At 43.8% G+C, this 18,088-nt stretch carries 15 protein-coding genes and 2 pseudogenes; 6 read left to right on the top strand and 11 right to left on the bottom strand.

Annotated elements, in window-relative coordinates:
- Positions 1-5 precede the first annotated feature (5 nt).
- The 4 genes from ACTQ16_RS11145 to ACTQ16_RS11130 all read left to right on the top strand — a co-directional run bounded on the left by ACTQ16_RS11145 (position 6) and on the right by ACTQ16_RS11130 (position 2,936).
- A complete protein-coding gene (locus tag ACTQ16_RS11145) occupies positions 6-809 on the top strand; it encodes an NADAR family protein (RefSeq protein ID WP_441937442.1) in 804 nt (267 codons plus the stop codon).
- A gap of 124 nt (positions 810-933) precedes the next feature.
- Entirely contained in the window at positions 934-1,878 is a 945-nt protein-coding gene (locus ACTQ16_RS11140) for a hypothetical protein (protein WP_441937440.1), read from the top strand.
- A gap of 11 nt (positions 1,879-1,889) precedes the next feature.
- The gene (locus ACTQ16_RS11135; RefSeq protein ID WP_441202857.1) at positions 1,890-2,678 is read left to right on the top strand and encodes an S-adenosylmethionine synthetase N-terminal domain-containing protein; all 789 of its coding nucleotides are present in this window, start codon (positions 1,890-1,892) and stop codon (positions 2,676-2,678) included.
- Between the two features lie 12 nt (positions 2,679-2,690).
- Positions 2,691-2,936, top strand: coding sequence for a hypothetical protein (locus ACTQ16_RS11130; RefSeq protein WP_427877207.1), 246 nt, complete (start codon positions 2,691-2,693; stop codon positions 2,934-2,936).
- A 1,401-nt stretch (positions 2,937-4,337) separates the two neighbouring features.
- Here the strand turns inward: ACTQ16_RS11130 and guaA are convergent.
- The 7 genes from guaA to ACTQ16_RS11095 all read right to left on the bottom strand — a co-directional run bounded on the left by guaA (position 4,338) and on the right by ACTQ16_RS11095 (position 14,163).
- Positions 4,338-5,948, bottom strand: a complete 1,611-nt coding sequence (gene guaA / locus ACTQ16_RS11125) for a glutamine-hydrolyzing GMP synthase (protein WP_118310983.1) — start codon at positions 5,946-5,948, stop codon at positions 4,338-4,340.
- A 17-nt stretch (positions 5,949-5,965) separates the two neighbouring features.
- Positions 5,966-6,742, bottom strand: coding sequence for a nucleotidyltransferase family protein (locus ACTQ16_RS11120; RefSeq protein ID WP_294972283.1), 777 nt, complete (start codon positions 6,740-6,742; stop codon positions 5,966-5,968).
- A 79-nt stretch (positions 6,743-6,821) separates the two neighbouring features.
- Positions 6,822-8,363, bottom strand: a complete 1,542-nt coding sequence (locus ACTQ16_RS11115; protein ID WP_295347368.1) for a RapZ C-terminal domain-containing protein — start codon at positions 8,361-8,363, stop codon at positions 6,822-6,824.
- Positions 8,347-8,562 (bottom strand): transporter, encoded by a 216-nt coding sequence (locus ACTQ16_RS11110; RefSeq protein ID WP_153124990.1) that lies wholly within the window; start codon positions 8,560-8,562, stop codon positions 8,347-8,349. Before ACTQ16_RS11110 ends, ACTQ16_RS11115 begins: the two co-directional genes overlap by 17 nt.
- A gap of 400 nt (positions 8,563-8,962) precedes the next feature.
- Positions 8,963-10,591, bottom strand: a complete 1,629-nt coding sequence (groL, locus tag ACTQ16_RS11105; RefSeq protein WP_441937438.1) for a chaperonin GroEL — start codon at positions 10,589-10,591, stop codon at positions 8,963-8,965.
- A gap of 163 nt (positions 10,592-10,754) precedes the next feature.
- Complete coding sequence (locus ACTQ16_RS11100; RefSeq protein WP_117662833.1) at positions 10,755-11,027, bottom strand: co-chaperone GroES; 273 nt, start codon at positions 11,025-11,027, stop codon at positions 10,755-10,757.
- Positions 11,028-11,244: 217 nt separating this feature from the next.
- Positions 11,245-14,163 (bottom strand): DEAD/DEAH box helicase family protein, encoded by a 2,919-nt coding sequence (locus ACTQ16_RS11095; protein WP_441937436.1) that lies wholly within the window; start codon positions 14,161-14,163, stop codon positions 11,245-11,247.
- Between the two features lie 617 nt (positions 14,164-14,780).
- Here ACTQ16_RS11095 and ACTQ16_RS11090 point away from each other — a divergent pair.
- Together ACTQ16_RS11090 and ACTQ16_RS11085 are read left to right on the top strand one after the other, a co-directional pair.
- The gene (locus tag ACTQ16_RS11090; RefSeq protein ID WP_118086191.1) at positions 14,781-15,107 is read left to right on the top strand and encodes a type II toxin-antitoxin system RelB/DinJ family antitoxin; all 327 of its coding nucleotides are present in this window, start codon (positions 14,781-14,783) and stop codon (positions 15,105-15,107) included.
- Complete coding sequence (locus ACTQ16_RS11085) at positions 15,088-15,357, top strand: putative toxin-antitoxin system toxin component, PIN family (RefSeq protein ID WP_441937434.1); 270 nt, start codon at positions 15,088-15,090, stop codon at positions 15,355-15,357. Before ACTQ16_RS11090 ends, ACTQ16_RS11085 begins: the two co-directional genes overlap by 20 nt.
- An 885-nt stretch (positions 15,358-16,242) precedes the next feature.
- Here the strand turns inward: ACTQ16_RS11085 and ACTQ16_RS11080 are convergent.
- The 4 genes and pseudogenes from ACTQ16_RS11080 to ACTQ16_RS11065 form a co-directional block, all read right to left on the bottom strand.
- Positions 16,243-16,764, bottom strand: a complete 522-nt coding sequence (locus ACTQ16_RS11080; protein ID WP_441937432.1) for a DUF6169 family protein — start codon at positions 16,762-16,764, stop codon at positions 16,243-16,245.
- Entirely contained in the window at positions 16,758-16,913 is a 156-nt protein-coding gene (locus tag ACTQ16_RS11075; protein ID WP_117661216.1) for a protein tyrosine phosphatase, read from the bottom strand. The genes ACTQ16_RS11080 and ACTQ16_RS11075 overlap by 7 nt, the downstream gene beginning before the upstream one ends.
- 478 nt (positions 16,914-17,391) lie before the next feature.
- Positions 17,392-17,565 (bottom strand): annotated as a pseudogene (locus tag ACTQ16_RS11070) (dTDP-glucose 4,6-dehydratase); the annotation flags it as partial.
- A gap of 10 nt (positions 17,566-17,575) precedes the next feature.
- A pseudogene (locus ACTQ16_RS11065) lies at positions 17,576-17,956 on the bottom strand (putative toxin-antitoxin system toxin component, PIN family).
- Positions 17,957-18,088: the final 132 nt, after the last annotated feature.

The raw sequence follows: 18,088 nt of genomic DNA, 5'->3' as shown, positions 1-18,088 counted from the left end.
TGATTATGAATAAATTATCATCAAATTCATACGGTTCAAACCGCTCAAAACTTAACACTCTTATAAATTCACTCGGACGTGTAGAGAAGTATGATGCTACACAGGTTCATTGTTGCTCATTTGCCAAAGCAAGTGACATAGCAGACGGTATAAAAGTCCGTTTTTCAAATATGGCAGGTGGTTATCCTTTCTCTTTTTTAGGTATCACATGGAAAGACTCAGAGACGCTTTATTTGTGTGGCGAGTTTTCAGATGCTTCTGACAAGCATCTGTCTGTACAAAAGGAAATGCAGCGTCAGACAAGTGGCTTTGCTGCAAAACGCTTTGTCAAAAAGAGAAACAAAGCTAATATCCGTCAAGATTTTGCAGACTTCCGCATACAATGGATGCTCTATGTTGTATGGCAGAAGTGTATGGGTAATGCCGACTTTGCAAATTTACTCTTAAAGCTGCCACATGACGCTATCATCATAGAGGACACGACCAAACAACATGGTGACACCAAAGAAGTTTGGGGATGCACCAACCAAGCGTTATCAGCAAAAAGAGCTGAGGTAAAAAAGGAAACCGTCCGACAGGCTAAAGCGAGCAATCCAAAGATTAGCAAGACTGCATTGAAGCGTTTGGTAAACAGTGAGACTTGCAAAGTCAATGGCATTGGAACGTTTGTCGGTCAGAATAACTTAGGAAAGATTCTCATGATTTGCCGTGATTGTCTTATACAAGGCTTAGAGCCACCAATAGACTACAACTTCTTGGAGACGAAGGATATTCACATTTTAGGCAAACGAATTTCATTCATACATTAAATAATATTGGAACATGATACATAATAACACAGAACAGCCACAAAACAGCATCACCCTAATGAATGGTGCAGTACTTGAGTGCTTTCCAAAAGAATCACATCAAGACGACTTTGTACCCGATAAGATGAAATTGGATGCAACAGGTACGTATCTGAGTATTGGCAATAAGCCATGTAAGCCTCTACCAAGAACAACAGAAGACGTGGAGCAACAGAAGAAACTCTTCACGGATAACGCTTTCTACCTATTGGCACATAGTGAGCGCATCATGCGTGACAGCCGAATGTTTCTTGCTCCTGTTGCCGTTCAAAATGTACTCGCTTATACAGGAACATCAGGTTTTCATACACCAACCTTGGGCATATACTTGGAGTGGTGGAATGAATGTCCTAAAGCTTTGCGAACAGACAAAGATGGCAATCTCAGTCTCGTTTTTCACTTAGCAGGCAGTCCATTGAGCGGAACGAACCACTGTGCAGAGGTTTTTGAAGACGGCAGGATTGAGCCTATACAGGTGTCTTCATTCATAAGTCATTGGCAACCATTCGTCAACATCAATACTCAATATGACGAGGCAAAGCATATCTATCAAGCCTACACACTTGAACAAGTGCTTGAAATCTTACATGCTGAGGATGGTGACGGTTGGAACTATTCATCTGAAATAAAGGAACGCTTTATGCAGTCTGAGATAAATGAATTGAAAAAGAAAGTAGAGCGACTAACCAAAGAATCCGATAAATGGTACTCTATGTATGCAGATACCTATATGAAGTACAAGGATGCTGAGATTAGTGAGGCTTTTTCAACTTTTCAATCCTTCAGAGAGGAGTGTGAGGCTCAAATCAACTCTTTCAAGATGCGTAAGCGAGCATTGAAGGCTGATTTGAAAAGCAATCGCATGGATAACATCTCTTATCAGCGCACGTTGACGCCACTGAACAAGCAAATAAGAGAGTTGGAGTTTAGGGTAAGTACTAAAAAGTATGAGTTAATCAACAAATACCTTTCAGAAGGTATTAGTTACGATACGATAGAAAGTTACATGAACAAAAAGAATAACATTTAAAAGTAAGAACAATGATTGAAAAAGTAAATCCAAGCCATCCGGATAAGGTGGCAGACAGAATCGCAGGTGCATTAGTTGACCTTGCGTACAAGCGAGAAGAAAACCCAAGAATTGCTGTAGAGGTATTATTGGGGCATGGTGTGGCAAACCTCATCATCGAAAGTAGTGTGGCATTCACGCAAACTGAGGTTGAGGCTGTTGTTTTTCGTATCACAGGACAAAAGAACCTCAAAGTGCAGCTCGTAATGGTGCAGCAAGACCCTATACTTGCAAGCAACCAAGACGGCGAAGTTCGCTGTGGCGATAATGGTATCTTTAAGGGTGTTCCGCTAACTGATGAGGAAAAAGAACTTAGTAAGATTGCCCACGACATATACAAGGCATATCCTTCCGATGGCAAGTATGTATTAGGCAATGGTAAGCTGATAATATGTCAGAGCAATGCTAAGACAAAGGAATTGAAGAGCCTCTACCCTACTGCCGTGGTTAATCCACTTGGAGATTGGACAGGTGGAACAGACGTTGACGCAGGTGCTACAAACCGCAAACTTGGCTCTGACATGGCTCAGTCTGTTTCGGGCGGAGGAGTGCAGGGCAAGGACCTAAGCAAAGCAGACGTTTCAGTCAATATCTATGCGTTCCTTAAAGCACAAGAAACAGGTAAACCTGTGGAGTTATTCTGTGCCATTGGTGATACAGAGATTGATGGGAAGCCATATTCTGAGATTGTAGAAATTGCTCGCCAATACATCAAACAAATTGGTGGATTTGAGCGTTTTGCCGAGTGGGGATTGTTCTAAAAAGCAAGCAATATGTACCGTTTTGATATCGATATTAATCCTGTAATCGCAGGCAAAGAGATTCATTTGGAAGGCATTTGTGAAATGCTTTCTTCTGATACTTTCAAAGTTACAATGACAGAACCTTATAAAGGATTGTCTGTTACCAAACACTTTGATGATGCAGAAGAAATGGATATGGATGCAACCTTTTCAAAGGTTGAAAAGGACTTGATCACGCTGTTTGAACAAGAAACGAAGCGCATAGAATCAAAGTAATAAATAGATTCATACGCATTGGAAACTGCCAAGTGTTGAGTGTAAAAATGTACAAGAAAGGGGATTTGTTGACAATCAGTAATTTACGTCAACGAATCCCCTAACTTATTGAATTTAAATTAATTCATCTTTATTTGAGTGGCAGTTTATCGGCATTCCGAATACTCCCACGCAAGCCACGGGAGATATCATCTGCATCCTAGAGAATACGTACCTTCTCTAGAATAGTAAGCGGCTCTGCATTTATACAATTGTAGTCTTCTCATTTGTTCATACCTTTGCACCATAATCCGTCGGAACGACTAACGGTAAGGGCGAACCGGTCACAAATTGTGACCGGTTACAAGATAATGAGGTTATAGTAAGATGATTGATCTGGTCGCAAATTTCGACTGGTTTAACAGCTTGAAGCTCGTTACGGCTCGTTCATATACATACACAGAACTTATATCCAACAACTCATCGCCCACCAGCTGATTTCCACTTGCACAACAGCTGTTGGGCGAGCGCATATCAGCTGTTATGCAAGCGCACAACAGCTGTTGTGCGGCTGAAGATATAGGCTTCTCCGGCTTATAACATTAATTCTTCCGGCAACAAGTAAAGGTTACTCCGAAGACTATTTACGTAAAAACGATGCAACAACGATAGTACTTACAAGCAACAGCGATAGTACTTACAAGGCGCAAAGACGTTACTGAGAGATCGCCATGATAGTACTGCCGATGCGTAAAGCGGCTTGTAGCGTTTATTGCCTCACTATGGCACAACATTGCCCCTTACCAGGGCAATAATCTGCCATTGCCAGGCACCAAACGATACGTCGGGAGTTTTTTTTATAAAAGCACCACTCTTCTTTTTACTCTTCACTCTTCACCAAATCGGCTGAAACCCCGATAAACACTGGGGTTGCGAGAGGTGAAGAGTGACGCTCCACTCTTCACCACTCTTCACCACTGTTCACCTTCGGATTGCGCACGGAATTGAATCGGAAGCTCGCCCTGTTCGGCCGGGGGCTGAAACCACTTTTTTTACGTCCCACAGATTTTTACAGATTTTCCGAAATCGGCTCCGGGTGAAGAGTGGGTGAAGAGTGGCGCAAGCTCTTCACCCGTGCAAGTTTCTAAGTTACAGATATTTATGTCCTTCCGGTGAAGAGTGAAGAGTGTTTTTGAAAGTGGCTTACTATTCCGGCGGATTGCAAATCAGCCAGAACGCCTGGTGGGGGGCATGGGTGAACATCGAAGGTGTTGATGCGAACAAAGTTTATGCTATAGCCTGTTGATTTTATACAAGAAAGGGGATTTGTTGACAATCAAGCTGTTACGTCAACGAATCCCCTAACTTATTGAGTTTAAATTAATTCATCTTTATTTGAGTGGCTGTTTATCGGTATTCCGACTATTCCCACTCGATTGTCGAAGGTGGTTTTGAAGAGATGTCATAACATACACGGTTTACACCCTTCACCTTATTAATAATCTCATTACTTACCTTAGCCATGAAATCATAAGGAAGATGTGCCCAGTCAGCAGTCATCGCATCAGTACTGGTTACGGCACGCAAGGCAACAGGATGCTCGTATGTACGCTCATCACCCATCACACCTACTGAACGGACAGTAGAAAGCAATACGGTACCAGCCTGCCAGATCTGATCGTAGAGAGAAACCTCAATCTCGCCATTCTGCATGTCAGCAGGAACACCGGCAGCCAGGACGCGGCGAGCTTCCTCACCACTCAACTTCACCTTATACTCACGCAAGCCACGGATATAGATATCGTCAGCATCCTGAAGGATACGTACCTTCTCTGGGGTGATATCACCCAAGATACGGACAGCCAAACCTGGACCTGGGAATGGGTGACGGGTAATCAGGTGCTCAGGCATACCCATAGAGCGACCTACTCGACGAACCTCATCCTTAAACAGCCACTTCAATGGCTCGCACAACTGAAGGTTCATCTCCTTAGGAAGACCACCTACGTTGTGATGGCTCTTGATTACCTTACCGGTGATGTTCAAGCTCTCGATACGGTCAGGATAGATAGTACCCTGAGCCAACCACTTGGCACCAGTCTGCTTCTTAGCCTCAGCATTGAAAACCTCCACGAAGTCACGGCCGATAATCTTACGCTTCTCCTCTGGATCTGTAACACCAGCCAAGTCAGCAAAGAACTTCTCTGATGCATCAACGCCGATTACATTCAGACCCAAGCACTTGTAATCCTCCATTACATCACGGAACTCGTTCTTTCTGAGCATACCGTGATCAACGAAGATACAGGTAAGGTTCTTACCGATAGCCTTGTTCAGGAGAACGGCAGCAACACTTGAGTCAACACCACCAGAAAGACCGAGGATAACCTTGTCGTCACCCAACTGTTCCTTCAACTCAGCAACTGTTGTCTCAACGAAAGAGTCAGCACTCCAGTCCTGCTTGCTGCCACAGATATCTACCACGAAGTTCTTCAAGAGCTGTGTACCCTGCAAAGAGTGGAACACCTCTGGGTGGAACTGTACAGCCCAAACAGGCTGCTTGGTAGAAGCATAAGCAGCATACTTCACATTGGCAGTAGAAGCGATGCACTTATAGTCCTCAGGAATCGCAGTGATGGTATCACCATGACTCATCCAAACCTGAGAGTTCTCGATGAATCCCTTGAACAAAGGATTCTCCTTGTCGAACTGCTCCAAGTTGGCACGACCATACTCACGGCTGTCTGCAGCCTCCACCTTACCGCCCTGGGCGTAAGAGAGGAACTGAGCACCGTAGCAGATGCCGAGCACAGGAATGCGGCCAATAAACTGGCTCAGATCTACCTTGAAAGCTTCCGGATCATGAACGGAATAAGGGCTACCGCTCAAGATGACACCAATCACAGATGGGTCATCCTTTGGAAACTTGTTGTAAGGCATAATCTCGCAGAAGGTATCAAGCTCACGGACACGACGGCCAATCAGCTGTGTGGTCTGTGAACCGAAATCCAAAATAATAATCTTCTGTTGCATATTGTCTAATTTATAATTTATAATTCTTTCAGGAACGCCTCCGCTTCTTTCAGCGTCTCCTGCTTTCCCACATCCATCAGCTTGAGGTCGTTCTTCACGTATCCCTCAATGCGAACCTTGTCGCAATGCTTCAGATAGAAATCCATGATTGGGAACTTATCCGGTTCCTCCTCCATCAATGGGAAGAGTGATGGGGCTACCATGTGGATGCCCGAGAAAGCATACATCTTATAATCTTTAGGATTGAGATCAGGATAAGGACTCTTTACCTCGCCCGTCTCTATATTCGTCCAGCCAACCAATCGCATGCTGTCATCGAAGAGAAGATAGCGCTTGGTCTTGCGTTCGCTCACCAGAAGGCGGGCTGCCAAGGGAGCCTTCTCCTTCATAAAATCCGAAGAATCATCTGAAAGTTCCTTCGACTCCATCTGATAGAATTTCTTCAAATCCACATTGCTCAGGATGTCCACATTATGAATCAGGATAGGCTCAGTCTGATCGAAGAATGGCCATGCCTTCCGGATACCTCCACCCGTTTCGAGCAGCTTTTCGCTCTCGTCACTGATACGGATGTCCATACCGAAGTTATCATTCTCTCTGAGATAATCGATGATTTGATTGGAGAAATGATGCACGTTCACTACAATGCGAGTGAAACCGGCATCCTTCAACTGAAAGATGACACGTTTGAGCAAAGGTTCTCCACCGACACTTACCAATGCCTTCGGAATACGGTCGGTAAGTGGCTTAAGGCGAGTGCCCAAACCTGCTGCGAATATCATTGCTTGCATCATTGCTGTATAGCTATATCTTAATGTGCGTGCAAATTTACTAACTTTTTGCGAGATAGCCAAATTTGCACGCCACTTATTCTTATTTTGCAGGCAAAACCTGCTCTATCTGTTGCTCACGATGGCAGATTTGCACTTCCACGCCAAACTTTTCGTGGATATGCTCTGCCAGATGCTGAGCGGAATACACACTGCGATGCTGACCGCCCGTACAACCGAAACAGAACATCAGAGAGGTGAAACCACGCTGGATATAACGGTTCACGTGATGATCGGCAAGTGCATAGACATGCTCCAGGAACTGGAGAATCTCACCATCATCCTCCAGGAATCGGATGACCGGTTCGTCCAGACCCGTCAACTTCTTGTAAGGTTCATAACGGCCTGGGTTATGAGAGCTTCTACAGTCAAAGACATAACCGCCACCATTGCCAGACGGATCTTCAGGAATACCCTTTTTAAAGGAGAAACTGTAGACTCTCACAACCAAAGGTCCCTTTCCGTCATACTTGGAGAATGTTGCCGGTCCATCCTGTGGATGAGCCCGATAAATATTATTATCTGTAGTCTTATATCCATCTGCACGTGTTACGGCAGCACTCTCGATGCGCTTGAACTGCGGCAGTTCGGTAAGTCTGCGAAGCATATCCATCATATAGGGATAAGGGAACACCTTCTCGCCCATCTTAAGGAGATCACGAAGATTCTGGATGGCAGGTGGAATACTCTCAAGAAAATGCTTCTTGCGCTCGAAATAGCCACGGAAACCGTAAGCTCCCAACACCTGTAAGGTGCGGAAGAGCACAAAGAGACTCAGACGATTCACGAAATGGCGGACCGAAGGAACCTCCGTATAATTCTTGAGCGACTGATAATACTCCCAAACCAACTCCCGGCGGAGCTTGAAGGAATATTTGGCAGAAGCCTGCCAGAGGAAGGAAGCCAGATCATAATAGAACGGTCCCTTTCTGCCACCTTGGAAATCGATAAAATACGGATTGCCATTTTCGTCCAGCATAATGTTGCGTGCCTGGAAATCACGATAGAGGAAACAATCCATCTTTTCGGAAGTAAGATCCTTTGCAAACAACCGGAAATTGGCTTCAAGTTTCAGCTCATGAAAATCCAGATCGGTAGGTTTCAGGAAACAATACTTGAAATAGTTGAGGTCAAAAAGAACGCTATCCACATCAAATTCCGGCTGAGGATAGCAATTGGACCAGTCCAGCCCGCGAGCACCACGCAACTGAATGTTAGGCAACTCACGGATAGTCTTCTTCAGAAGTTCCTTCTCCTTCTGATTATATCTTCCTCCAGCCTCACGACCACCCTTGATAGCATCGAAAAGCGAAGTTCCCCCCAGGTCAGTCTGTATATAGCAAAGCTGATCCTCGCTCACTGCCAAGATTTTTGGTACAGGCAACTGTCGGAGGTTGAAATGATTGGCAAGATAAATGAAGGCATGATCTTCATCACGACTGGTGCCCACGACACCAATCACCGTATCTCCATCTTGCTTGATGATACGGAAATACTGACGGTTACTTCCCTGCCCTGCCAACTTGATGACCTCCGCAGGTTCTTCGCCAGCCCATTGCCTATAAAGATTAATTAGCTTTTCCATCATCATTCAGTTTACGACGCTTTCTATTATCGTCTATCTTCTGAGCGAAGTTATCACCGATAAAGAGAAGCAATAAAATACCAAGCGTAGTAAGGAATGAATTAGTAGTTGTCATTCCCAACTCAGCCTTTGTTATATAAATCAGTCCACCGATAACAATCAGGAAGACCAATGCTTTTTTCCAATCAATATTCTTCATGCTGCAAAATTACACAATAAATTCGAGAACACAAAATAAATAACAAAAAAAAATCGGATGTCTCACGACAACCGATTTTCAAAAACAAACTACTTAAAAACTAATCTACTAAAACAAATCAAAAAAATATTTTCATTGTACACAGACCTCACGGTCCTCATACAATTACAATCAAACTTTGAAAGATAATCTCCTCGCAGTGAGAAGAACTATCTTTATTCGCTTGCAAAATTACAAAAAAAGTCAATTCACTCCAAATAATTTTGCGATTTTTTGCATCTTTAAAACTTAATAAATACAAAAACAGGGGTAATTCATTGAGAATCACCCCTATTTGTTATTTTTACTTTGCAAAACCGCACCCTTACAGTATGCGTTCTTTGCGCGAACTATTCGGTTTTTACATCATGCCGCCCATACCTGGAGCTGCTGCCGGAGCTGCTGGAGCTGGTTCTGGTTTGTCTACCAATACGCACTCTGTAGTCAGGAACAGACCAGCAATGGAAGCAGCATTCTCCAAAGCTACACGCTCAACCTTGGCAGGATCTACGATACCAGCCTTGCGCATATCCTCGTAAACGTCATTGCGGGCATTGTAACCGAAGTCACCCTCGCCCTCGCGAACCTTATTTACTACTACAGAACCCTCGCCACCTGCATTGGCTACAATCTGGCGCAAAGGCTCTTCGATAGCACGCTCTACGATGCGGATACCAGTTGTCTCGTCAGCGTTGTCACCCTTCATATCCTTCAATGCCTCGAGAGCACGGATATAAGTAGTACCACCACCAGCTACGATACCTTCCTCGATAGCAGCACGGGTAGCGCAGAGAGCATCGTCAACACGATCCTTCTTCTCCTTCATCTCTACCTCAGAGTTAGCACCAACGTAGAGAACAGCTACACCACCGGCGAGCTTAGCCAAACGCTCCTGAAGTTTCTCCTTGTCGTATGAAGACTTGGTGTTCTCAATCTCGTTCTTGATCTGAGCTACACGATCCTGGATGTTAGCCTTCTCGCCATGACCGTTGACGATAGTTGTATTGTCCTTGTTGACAGTAACCTTGTCAGCAGAACCCAGCATATCCAAAGTAGCCTGCTCCAACTTCAAGCCCTTCTCCTCAGAGATAACAACACCGCCAGTCAATACAGCGATATCCTCCAACATAGCCTTGCGACGGTCACCGAAGCCAGGAGCCTTTACAGCACAAATCTTCAAACCGCCACGCAAACGGTTAACTACCAATGTAGTCAAAGCCTCAGAATCAACATCCTCAGCGATAACCAACAAAGGACGACCGCTCTCAGCAGCAGGCTGGAGGATTGGCAAGAACTCCTTCAGGTTAGAAATCTTCTTATCGTAAAGAAGGATGTATGGGTTATCCATTACACACTCCATCTTGTCAGCGTCTGTCATGAAATAACCGCTCAAGTAACCACGGTCGAACTGCATACCCTCAACTACACCGATGTTGGTATCACGGCTCTTGCTCTCCTCGATAGTGATGACACCATCCTTGGAAACCTTGCGCATAGCGTCAGCCAGGAGCTTACCAATCTCAGCATCGTTGTTGGCAGAAACAGTAGCCACCTGCTCAATCTTGTCGTAGTTGTCATCAACCTGCTCAGCATGATCCTTGATGAAGGCAACGACAGCAGCTACAGCCTTGTCGATACCACGCTTCAAGTCCATAGGGTTAGCACCGGCAGTAACGTTCTTCAAGCCCTCATTTACGATAGCCTGAGTCAGGATAGTAGCAGTTGTTGTACCGTCACCGGCATCATCACCAGTCTTGCTGGCAACGCTCTTTACGAGCTGAGCACCAGTATTCTCGAACTTATTCTCCAACTCTACTTCCTTAGCCACGGTAACACCATCCTTAGTAATCTGAGGAGCACCAAACTTCTTTTCGATTACCACGTTGCGTCCCTTAGGACCGAGAGTTACCTTTACTGCATTTGCCAACTGATCGACGCCCTTCTTCAAGAGGTCGCGGGCATCCATATTATATTTAATATCCTTAGCCATAATATATTCTTTCTAATAATGTTTAAATATCGCAAAAAGTATTTTTTACCTTTTTACTTTTTTACCTTTATCAGCAAAAAAGCTCTTTACCTTTTTACTTTTTTACCTTTATCAGCAAAAAAGCTTTTTACCTTTTTACTTTTTTACCTTTTTACCTTTAAAACTACTCCTCTACTACTGCGAGTACGTCGCTCTGACGCATCATCATATACTTGGTACCATCAAATTCCAATTCAGTACCAGCATACTTACCGTAGAGAACGGTATCACCTTCCTTGAGAATCATTTCTTCATCCTTAGTACCCTTACCTGTAGCAACGACCTTACCACGCTGTGGCTTTTCCTTTGCTGTATCAGGGATAATGATTCCACCTACTTTTTCTTCAGCTGGTGCAGGAAGTACCAGCACTCTGTCTGCTAATGGTTTAATGTTCATGATTCTATATTTTTAAATTGTTATTACTTCTTGTTTATATTTCAGATCTTCAGCAAGCCTATTGGGGCTCACCACCAATCGACACATGGCCATACGAAAAACGTGCCAAAGTATCAATACTGACACTTTGGCACGCCCACAGACTGACAGAATTACAGAAAAAACGGTCAGATAGGTTGCAACAACCGGCATGTGACGTCAAGGGAAACACCTACCTTTATCTAAGATTGACAGTCTGTGTTTTCCCCGTAATAGTAGTAACAACAGCTTTACCATTGGCAAGAACCTCCACCTTTTCATATTTAGCATCAACAATCACCTTGCCTTTCAAGTTCATGATACCCCAGTGCCTTGGCATCTGCTCAAAGGCACAATAGGCACCAACAGGTTGAGAAATGCTGTGGTAGAGAGGAGGTACTACAACCTTACCATCCATCTTCAATCCCCACTTCTTTCCAGCTTGATACAATTCCACGCTGCCTGCCTCCGACTTCTCGTGCAACAGTAACAGTTCCTGTTCCTCTTGCTTTTTCCTGCGCTTCATTTCTCGCTCATAGACCAGTTTGCCAAGCCGTGGCATCGCAACCATCAAATTCTCGCTTTCTGTTTTGGGTTGATTGCAACCTATATAGGTCTTTTTCAAGCTGGAGTCAACGAAGTAGTAATCCTCATGACTGTCCATGACCACTATGCCACTGTCGTACAGGTCGGCGCACAGCCAATATACATGAGTATGGTCGCCACGTAAAAAACAAACCTTTTCACTGTTTTCTTTATACATGCGCATAGAGCCGCCATCCTCCTCTTTATATATCCATTCCTGACAACCACTGTCTGTAGAGCATTGAAAGTTGTAGATCATATAATATCCATAATTCCAAAGGTCATATTGGGAAGGGCGAAAAGGTAAAGCAAAGTGCTCGTAGGTACGAGACCTGAAGAGACCATTATATTCGACGAACTCCCATTTATTGATGGTGATTACCTCGGGAGCATCTTTCTCATGAATGTCCTCGTCAATGACAACTCTCGCCAAGAGGTCGTAGTAACATACAGTCTTTCTGCGAGGTCGATAGGATAAGATATTACCTCGTAAGAACTTCATTTCATAATAGTTGCCTGGTTCTATCACCTGTTCGCCTTGTCGGTTTACCACCGTCATCTTTCCATCATTCAACTTGACGATGGCAAAATCATCATTGCAATCCACAAACTCCCGATACAGCAATGACTGCATCAGTTCCTCATGGCTCATCACCATCATCATTTCCGAGTCTTGACCAATAGGCATAGTTTCTTGCTTTCCGTACATCAAGAAGAAATCTCTTTCCTTCGAAGTCTCCTTTTTCTTGCCAACTTTCAGTTTTCCCTCGAACATAGCATTCCAGTTCCATACTTGCGAAGGCAACCCGAACACCCGATACAGTCCCACGTTATCAATAATTACGCAGTTCTTCTTCCCCTTAGCCACTCGCAGTCCACGTCCCACCATCTGCAGATACTTGGCAAGCGACAAGGTAGGTCGAGCCAACTGTACAAACTCCACATCCGGGCAGTCAAATCCCTCCGAGAATATATCCACATTCACCAATACTTGTATAGGAGCAAGTTCATCAGCAAGGCGGTTTACACCGCACAAACAATCAGGCGAATAACCTGATACCTCCTTTGATGCGCTAGCCGACAAAAAATCTGGCGAGACCATTGACACCTCATTTGATGCGCCAGCCGACAAAAAATCTGGCGAGACCTTTGACACCTCCTTTGATGCGCCAGTCGACAAAAAATCTGGCGAGACCTTTGATGGTCTGCCATCCTTAGAGCGTAGCGGTTCCGAGCGACGAGGAGGAGCGGTTACATCCCCGCTTCCTGAGGAAGAGGGGCTTGGGGAGAAAGTGGAGCCCTCTTTGGAAAGAGGGACGGGGTGATTCGAAAAATCTCCTTTTTTAAGGGTAAAGAGGGTTTCTGTCCCCGAACGGGGGAACCGAAGGGAGTGTAAAGACCATTGAGGGTGGGTTTTCGAAAAAGATAAGGAAGAAGATTTAAATCTTTCAATAAGTTCTTTTCGTAAAGAACTTGGCGTTTTACTATCAATGGCAACAGCCGCTATGCCGTGTTCTCTGTAGAACTCGGCAATAGCATTAGCATGACTGATATTGATAGCATAGACGATGCCCTTTCTGTCTTTACCAAATTCTTCCAAGCTCCGATAGAGCCTTTCGATACTCGGCTTCTTATTCAGCAGCATATCCATTTCCTTGTTCTGGTAGTCACCATCTGCCCCTCGCTTCTGCAAGGAGTCGATGAGCCGTTGCGTTACACCATCCGATTTGATACTCACGAAATCGTATGTTGCCAATCTTCCCTTGCTGATAAATTCAGGAACACTCCACGACTGCACCAACACATCAAACAGATCAGTAAAACCCTTACCGTTCAATCGGCAAGGAGTAGCCGTCAGTCCCAGGAACTTAGCCTTCGGGAATCTCTCCCACATTTCCTTATAGGTCTTGGCGAGCGCATGGTGCGCCTCGTCAATCACAATCATCCCCGGTTCTTCCTCTATCTCGTCATAGTGTTTAGCCAACCATTGTATCGACACCGCCTTGATAGGAACATTGAATGCGCCAGCCGACAAACAATCTGGCGAATAACCTGATACCTCCTTTAATGCGCTTGCCGACAAACAATCTGGCGAGATCTTTGATGCTCCACTCATCCCCAGGCGGTCCCATCCCGCACAATCTGGCGAGACCTTTGATGGTCCGCCAACCTTAGAGCGAAGCGGTTCTGAGCACCGGAGGGCGGTTACATCCCCTCCTTCTGAGGAGGAGGGGCTTGGGGTGGAGGTGGAGCCCTCTTTGGAAAGAGGGACGGGGTGATTCGAAAAACTGAAATTCAAAAGAAACTTATTCAAAGTGTCTTTTATCTGCGACACCAACTCCCTTCTATGGGCAACAATCCAAACATTACAATCGGAATGTTCCCTCAAAAACGATTCTACGACCGAAGCGAGTAGAACCGTTTTACCCGTACCCGTTGGCATTTGTGCCATAACGGACCGATGAAGGCGCAACGCCTTCTCAATCCGTACCCTCATATCCTCTTGGTAATCAAAGAGTTTGATATTCTTCATATAAAAGCATATAATAAATATAGCGTCCCTGCTATATTCCAAGCAGTGACACCTATCAGTATGTTAAAAAGTAATATGGTATCTTTTTTTAAAAAAAAGAAAAGTCAAAAAGATAGGCAGAGCTTCATCAAAAGCCCTGCCTATCTTAAAGTATATAATTAAAATTTAAAATCTAATCCTTTTGTGTTTTCCAGATATTAGGCAATTAAAGTGTATATCCGCATCCAATCCGTTTTGTTAGCGCAACAATTACGCTTTTTCTTCGAAACCACCAAGAAAATCAAAAGGAATCTGTGTAAATCCGTGTAATCTGTGAGACTAATAAACAGCAAAGAAGAAAATCTGCGTCATCTGCGAAATTTGCGTGACCAAACTCCAGTCCAAATAGGGCTTCAAGAAAAGAAGATTCCGAAAGATTATCTCCTGTGTTTAAGTCTCCAGAAGAAATGCATATTTCTCCTTATTTCCAAGGCAATATTTCAGGAAAGCGAAACAAGCAGTTATATCATTCATTCAACTATTAATCTTTATTAAATTATTAATACTGCCGCACCATTTTACGCCATAATGATGTATATTTGCAGTCAGAATGATTATTAATTAAACATTTTGGACTTATGGCACAGACAGCAATGACAGTCCGTATGGACAACCAGCAGAAAGCACAGTTTGATAAACTCTGCGAGCAGTTCGGTATGAGTGCGAATACCGCCATCAACATCTTTGTAAAGGCAGTAATTCGCAGTAAGAGCATTCCATTCTCCATTCAGGCAAAGAATGAAGAAGAAGATGAAGTGACTGCAAAAGCAAAGGCTGCGTTCAAACAACTTAGAGCTAAAGCAGAAAGAGGTGAAACCCCAGAGCTCACGCTTGATGAAATCAATGAAGAAATCAGAGAAGTCAGACGATTAAGAAAAGAACGCAATGGTATATGCAGTCATTGATACGAACATATTTGTATCAGCCCTTATCACTCACAACTCAAATGCTTCAACAGCAAGAGTTCTTGAAAGTTTGTTCCTTCATCGTATTATACCTTTATATAATGATGACATTATAAAAGAATACGATGAAGTGCTTCATCGCGCAAAATTCAAGTTGTCAAACGACCAAATCTGCACAGTTATAGAACTTGTAAAGCAAAACGGAATTGAATGGTCTTCGCTATGCGGTCATCCTCCATCAAGTATTTGAACACAGCATCATAAAGTGAGTTTGCTACATATACAACCATAACCAATCCTCCAATTATTAAATATTCAACTTACAGTCGCAAAAATACGCTTTTTTCTCGAAACCACCAAGAAAATCACAAGAAATCTTCAAGTTATCAGCAAATTACACAAAAATAGTCGCTCCTATTCTCATTTTGCTCTGACATGATCGTTCAGCAGATTTCGCAGATGACGCAGATTTCTTTTACCTTTTAAAGTCCCCCCATGCGGTCCCATCCCGCACAAGATGGCGAAGGGCTTTGATGCCCCGCCAACCTTAGAGCGTAGCGGTTCCGAGCACCGGAGGGCGGTTACATCCCCGCTTCCTGAGGTTTCTGTCCCCCGGGAACGGGGGAACCGAAGGGGGTGTAAAGACCATTGAGAGGGGCTTGGGGAGAAAGTGGAGCTCTCCTTGCAGGAGAGACGGAGAGGTAGAAAATTCAGCACTGTAGGGCGGTTACATCCCCGCTTCCTGAGGGTTTCTGTCCCCCAGAACTGGGGGAACCGAAGGGGGCGTAAAGACTATTGAAGAGAGGCTTGGTGAGAAAGGTGGAGCCTTCTTTAATGGTAAAGTTTTAGAAAAACCTCCTTTTGGCTAAAGGGAGACGGAGGGATTCGAAAAAACCTTCTTTAATGGTAAGGAAGGACGGGTAGGTTTTCGAAAAAAGGTAAGGAAGGTTTCTGTCCCCTAAAAGGGGAACCGAAGGGGGTGTAAAGACCATTGAAGAAGACCGAGATGAGAGGTGGAGCCTTCTTTAATGGGAAAAAGCGATGCCAATGAGTGCAATGAAAACTCGTTTTCAAATTGCCGAGTGCAGCTCGCTTTATCAACAAAGAAGAATACTTACGGCACTATTATATAAATCTATTCTTCAAAATCTTCCGGCTTAGTATTTAGTAAATTCACGGTAGCCATGAACTCGCTTACCAAATCAGCGAATTGAGGATTATCCTTACGAATGATTAGTGCTGCATAGTTATCATTACCCTCCTCGTCTGTAATCGTTTGCGGCAGGAAAACATACTCCTTTCTTTCCCCGTAGATGCCAAACCAGTATTTGAATAAGCGATTACGCATCTTCTGCATGCCACCACTTGTATCACAGATATAAAGAAATGCCGCATTGTTCTTTGCAAAGAATTCCTCCACTATGGCAAGAATAGTCTCTCGCACCTTAGGATCACGAGGAGACTTCACTCCCTTCGGATTAGAGATACCAAATTGATAAACTAGCCCATTATGAAGTATATCATCCCTTTCAAAAGTTACGAAAATTTCAGCATCATAATCTGTGATGAAACACAATGTATCATCAGCTAGAGCCACTTTTACCTCATAGGGCGAATTGGCATTAATCACAGCCAGAGACATTTTTTCTACTACCATACTTCTACCCCTATAGGTTCTTTACCAGTACGTTCCAGACAGCTTTTGCGAACCAAGTTCTCCAGTTTCTCCACCATTTTACGTTTGTTTTCCTTAGAAGCATTCCAACGGCGTAGAGCCTCTTCCCTTGTTAACTTTGTTGTATCCATATATTCTTCCTCCTAATGTATTCTAGTTCAACATTCAGCCGCCAAAATTACGCTTTTTTCCCGAAACCACCAAGAAAATCAAAAGAAATCTGCAACTTATCATCAAATTCTCTAGATATAAGCTGTAAACTATAAACTATTAGCTCTAAACAGTAAACTATTAATTATAAATTGTAAATTATAAACTTCCCACCCCACGCGGTCCCATCCCGCAAAATATGGCGAAGACCAGAAGCAAGTTGTAATAAGGCGGTCCCATCCCGCACAAGATGGCGAAGACCAGAAGCAAGTTGTAATAAGGCGGTCCCATCCTGCACAAGATGGCGAAGGGCTTTGATGCCCCGCCAACCTTAGAGCGTAGCGGTTCCGAGCACCGGAGGGCGGTTACATCCTCTCTCTTCGGGCAAGAGAGAGGCTTGGTGAGAGATGTGGAGCCTTCCTTAAGGGTAAGGAAGGACGGGTAGGTTTTCGAAAAATGCTATTTGCAATACATCCCCTCATAATACTTCTGATACTCCCCAGAAGTAACATGATCCATCCATTCCTGGTTCTCGAGATACCACTTCACAGTTTCTTCGATACCCTCCTCAAACTGGAGAGATGGCTTCCAGCCGAGTTCCTTCTGCAACTTTCTAGAGTAGAAGGCATACTTGTACATAAACCTATATCCACTTATCCAAATAACATTTAAAATCCTCTATACCTATAACCTCCACTTTAGGAAAAGGAATATTTTCCAGGACCTTAAAGTGCTTGTCTTCTGTAACAATACACTTTGCATTTGCAGCAATGGCACAATCTACAAACTTATTGTCATCTTTATCTGCCTCAATTAAAGCAAAAGTATAATGAGGATCTTTGCGAATTATATTGGGTCTAGTCAATATAGCATAAACTATGGCCTCAGAAACTTGAGGGGATATATTACGAGATAAAACCTCTGAATACTCCTCTATTATTTCATTGGACACACAAAGGTTATAATCGCCTCAAAGAAAAGCATTCCACACCTTACGATACGGACTTCTAGGGGCGATAGACATAATCAAACTATTTGTATCCAACCTTAATTCCGCAACACTTTGATTTAACTTTATTTATAAGTTCCTGAGCAACAAAAAGTTGCTCAGGATTTTGCCATGTCAGATTTTTCACTTATCTTAGTGTTGCAAATC

The organism is Prevotella sp. LCP21S3_D2 (genome assembly GCF_052118345.1).
Taxonomy (GTDB): domain Bacteria; phylum Bacteroidota; class Bacteroidia; order Bacteroidales; family Bacteroidaceae; genus Prevotella.
Note: the sequence above shows the minus strand (reverse complement) of the source record. Positions and strands in the feature narration are given on the sequence as shown.

Bases quoted from the DNA above. Each gene is read 5' to 3' on its own strand.
- ACTQ16_RS11115 (WP_295347368.1), bottom strand. From the start codon at position 8,363: ATGGAAAAGCTAATTAATCTTTATAGGCAATGGGCTGGCGAAGAACCT.
- ACTQ16_RS11130 (WP_427877207.1), top strand. From the start codon at position 2,691: ATGTACCGTTTTGATATCGATATTAATCCTGTAATCGCAGGCAAAGAG.
- ACTQ16_RS11080 (WP_441937432.1), bottom strand. From the start codon at position 16,764: ATGGTAGTAGAAAAAATGTCTCTGGCTGTGATTAATGCCAATTCGCCC.
- ACTQ16_RS11075 (WP_117661216.1), bottom strand. From the start codon at position 16,913: ATGGATACAACAAAGTTAACAAGGGAAGAGGCTCTACGCCGTTGGAAT.
- ACTQ16_RS11110 (WP_153124990.1), bottom strand. From the start codon at position 8,562: ATGAAGAATATTGATTGGAAAAAAGCATTGGTCTTCCTGATTGTTATC.
- ACTQ16_RS11140 (WP_441937440.1), top strand. From the start codon at position 934: ATGAAATTGGATGCAACAGGTACGTATCTGAGTATTGGCAATAAGCCA.
- ACTQ16_RS11085 (WP_441937434.1), top strand. From the start codon at position 15,088: ATGGTATATGCAGTCATTGATACGAACATATTTGTATCAGCCCTTATC.
- ACTQ16_RS11100 (WP_117662833.1), bottom strand. From the start codon at position 11,027: ATGAACATTAAACCATTAGCAGACAGAGTGCTGGTACTTCCTGCACCA.
- groL (WP_441937438.1), bottom strand. From the start codon at position 10,591: ATGGCTAAGGATATTAAATATAATATGGATGCCCGCGACCTCTTGAAG.
- ACTQ16_RS11135 (WP_441202857.1), top strand. From the start codon at position 1,890: ATGATTGAAAAAGTAAATCCAAGCCATCCGGATAAGGTGGCAGACAGA.
- ACTQ16_RS11120 (WP_294972283.1), bottom strand. From the start codon at position 6,742: ATGATGCAAGCAATGATATTCGCAGCAGGTTTGGGCACTCGCCTTAAG.
- ACTQ16_RS11095 (WP_441937436.1), bottom strand. From the start codon at position 14,163: ATGAAGAATATCAAACTCTTTGATTACCAAGAGGATATGAGGGTACGG.
- ACTQ16_RS11090 (WP_118086191.1), top strand. From the start codon at position 14,781: ATGGCACAGACAGCAATGACAGTCCGTATGGACAACCAGCAGAAAGCA.
- ACTQ16_RS11145 (WP_441937442.1), top strand. From the start codon at position 6: ATGAATAAATTATCATCAAATTCATACGGTTCAAACCGCTCAAAACTT.
- guaA (WP_118310983.1), bottom strand. From the start codon at position 5,948: ATGCAACAGAAGATTATTATTTTGGATTTCGGTTCACAGACCACACAG.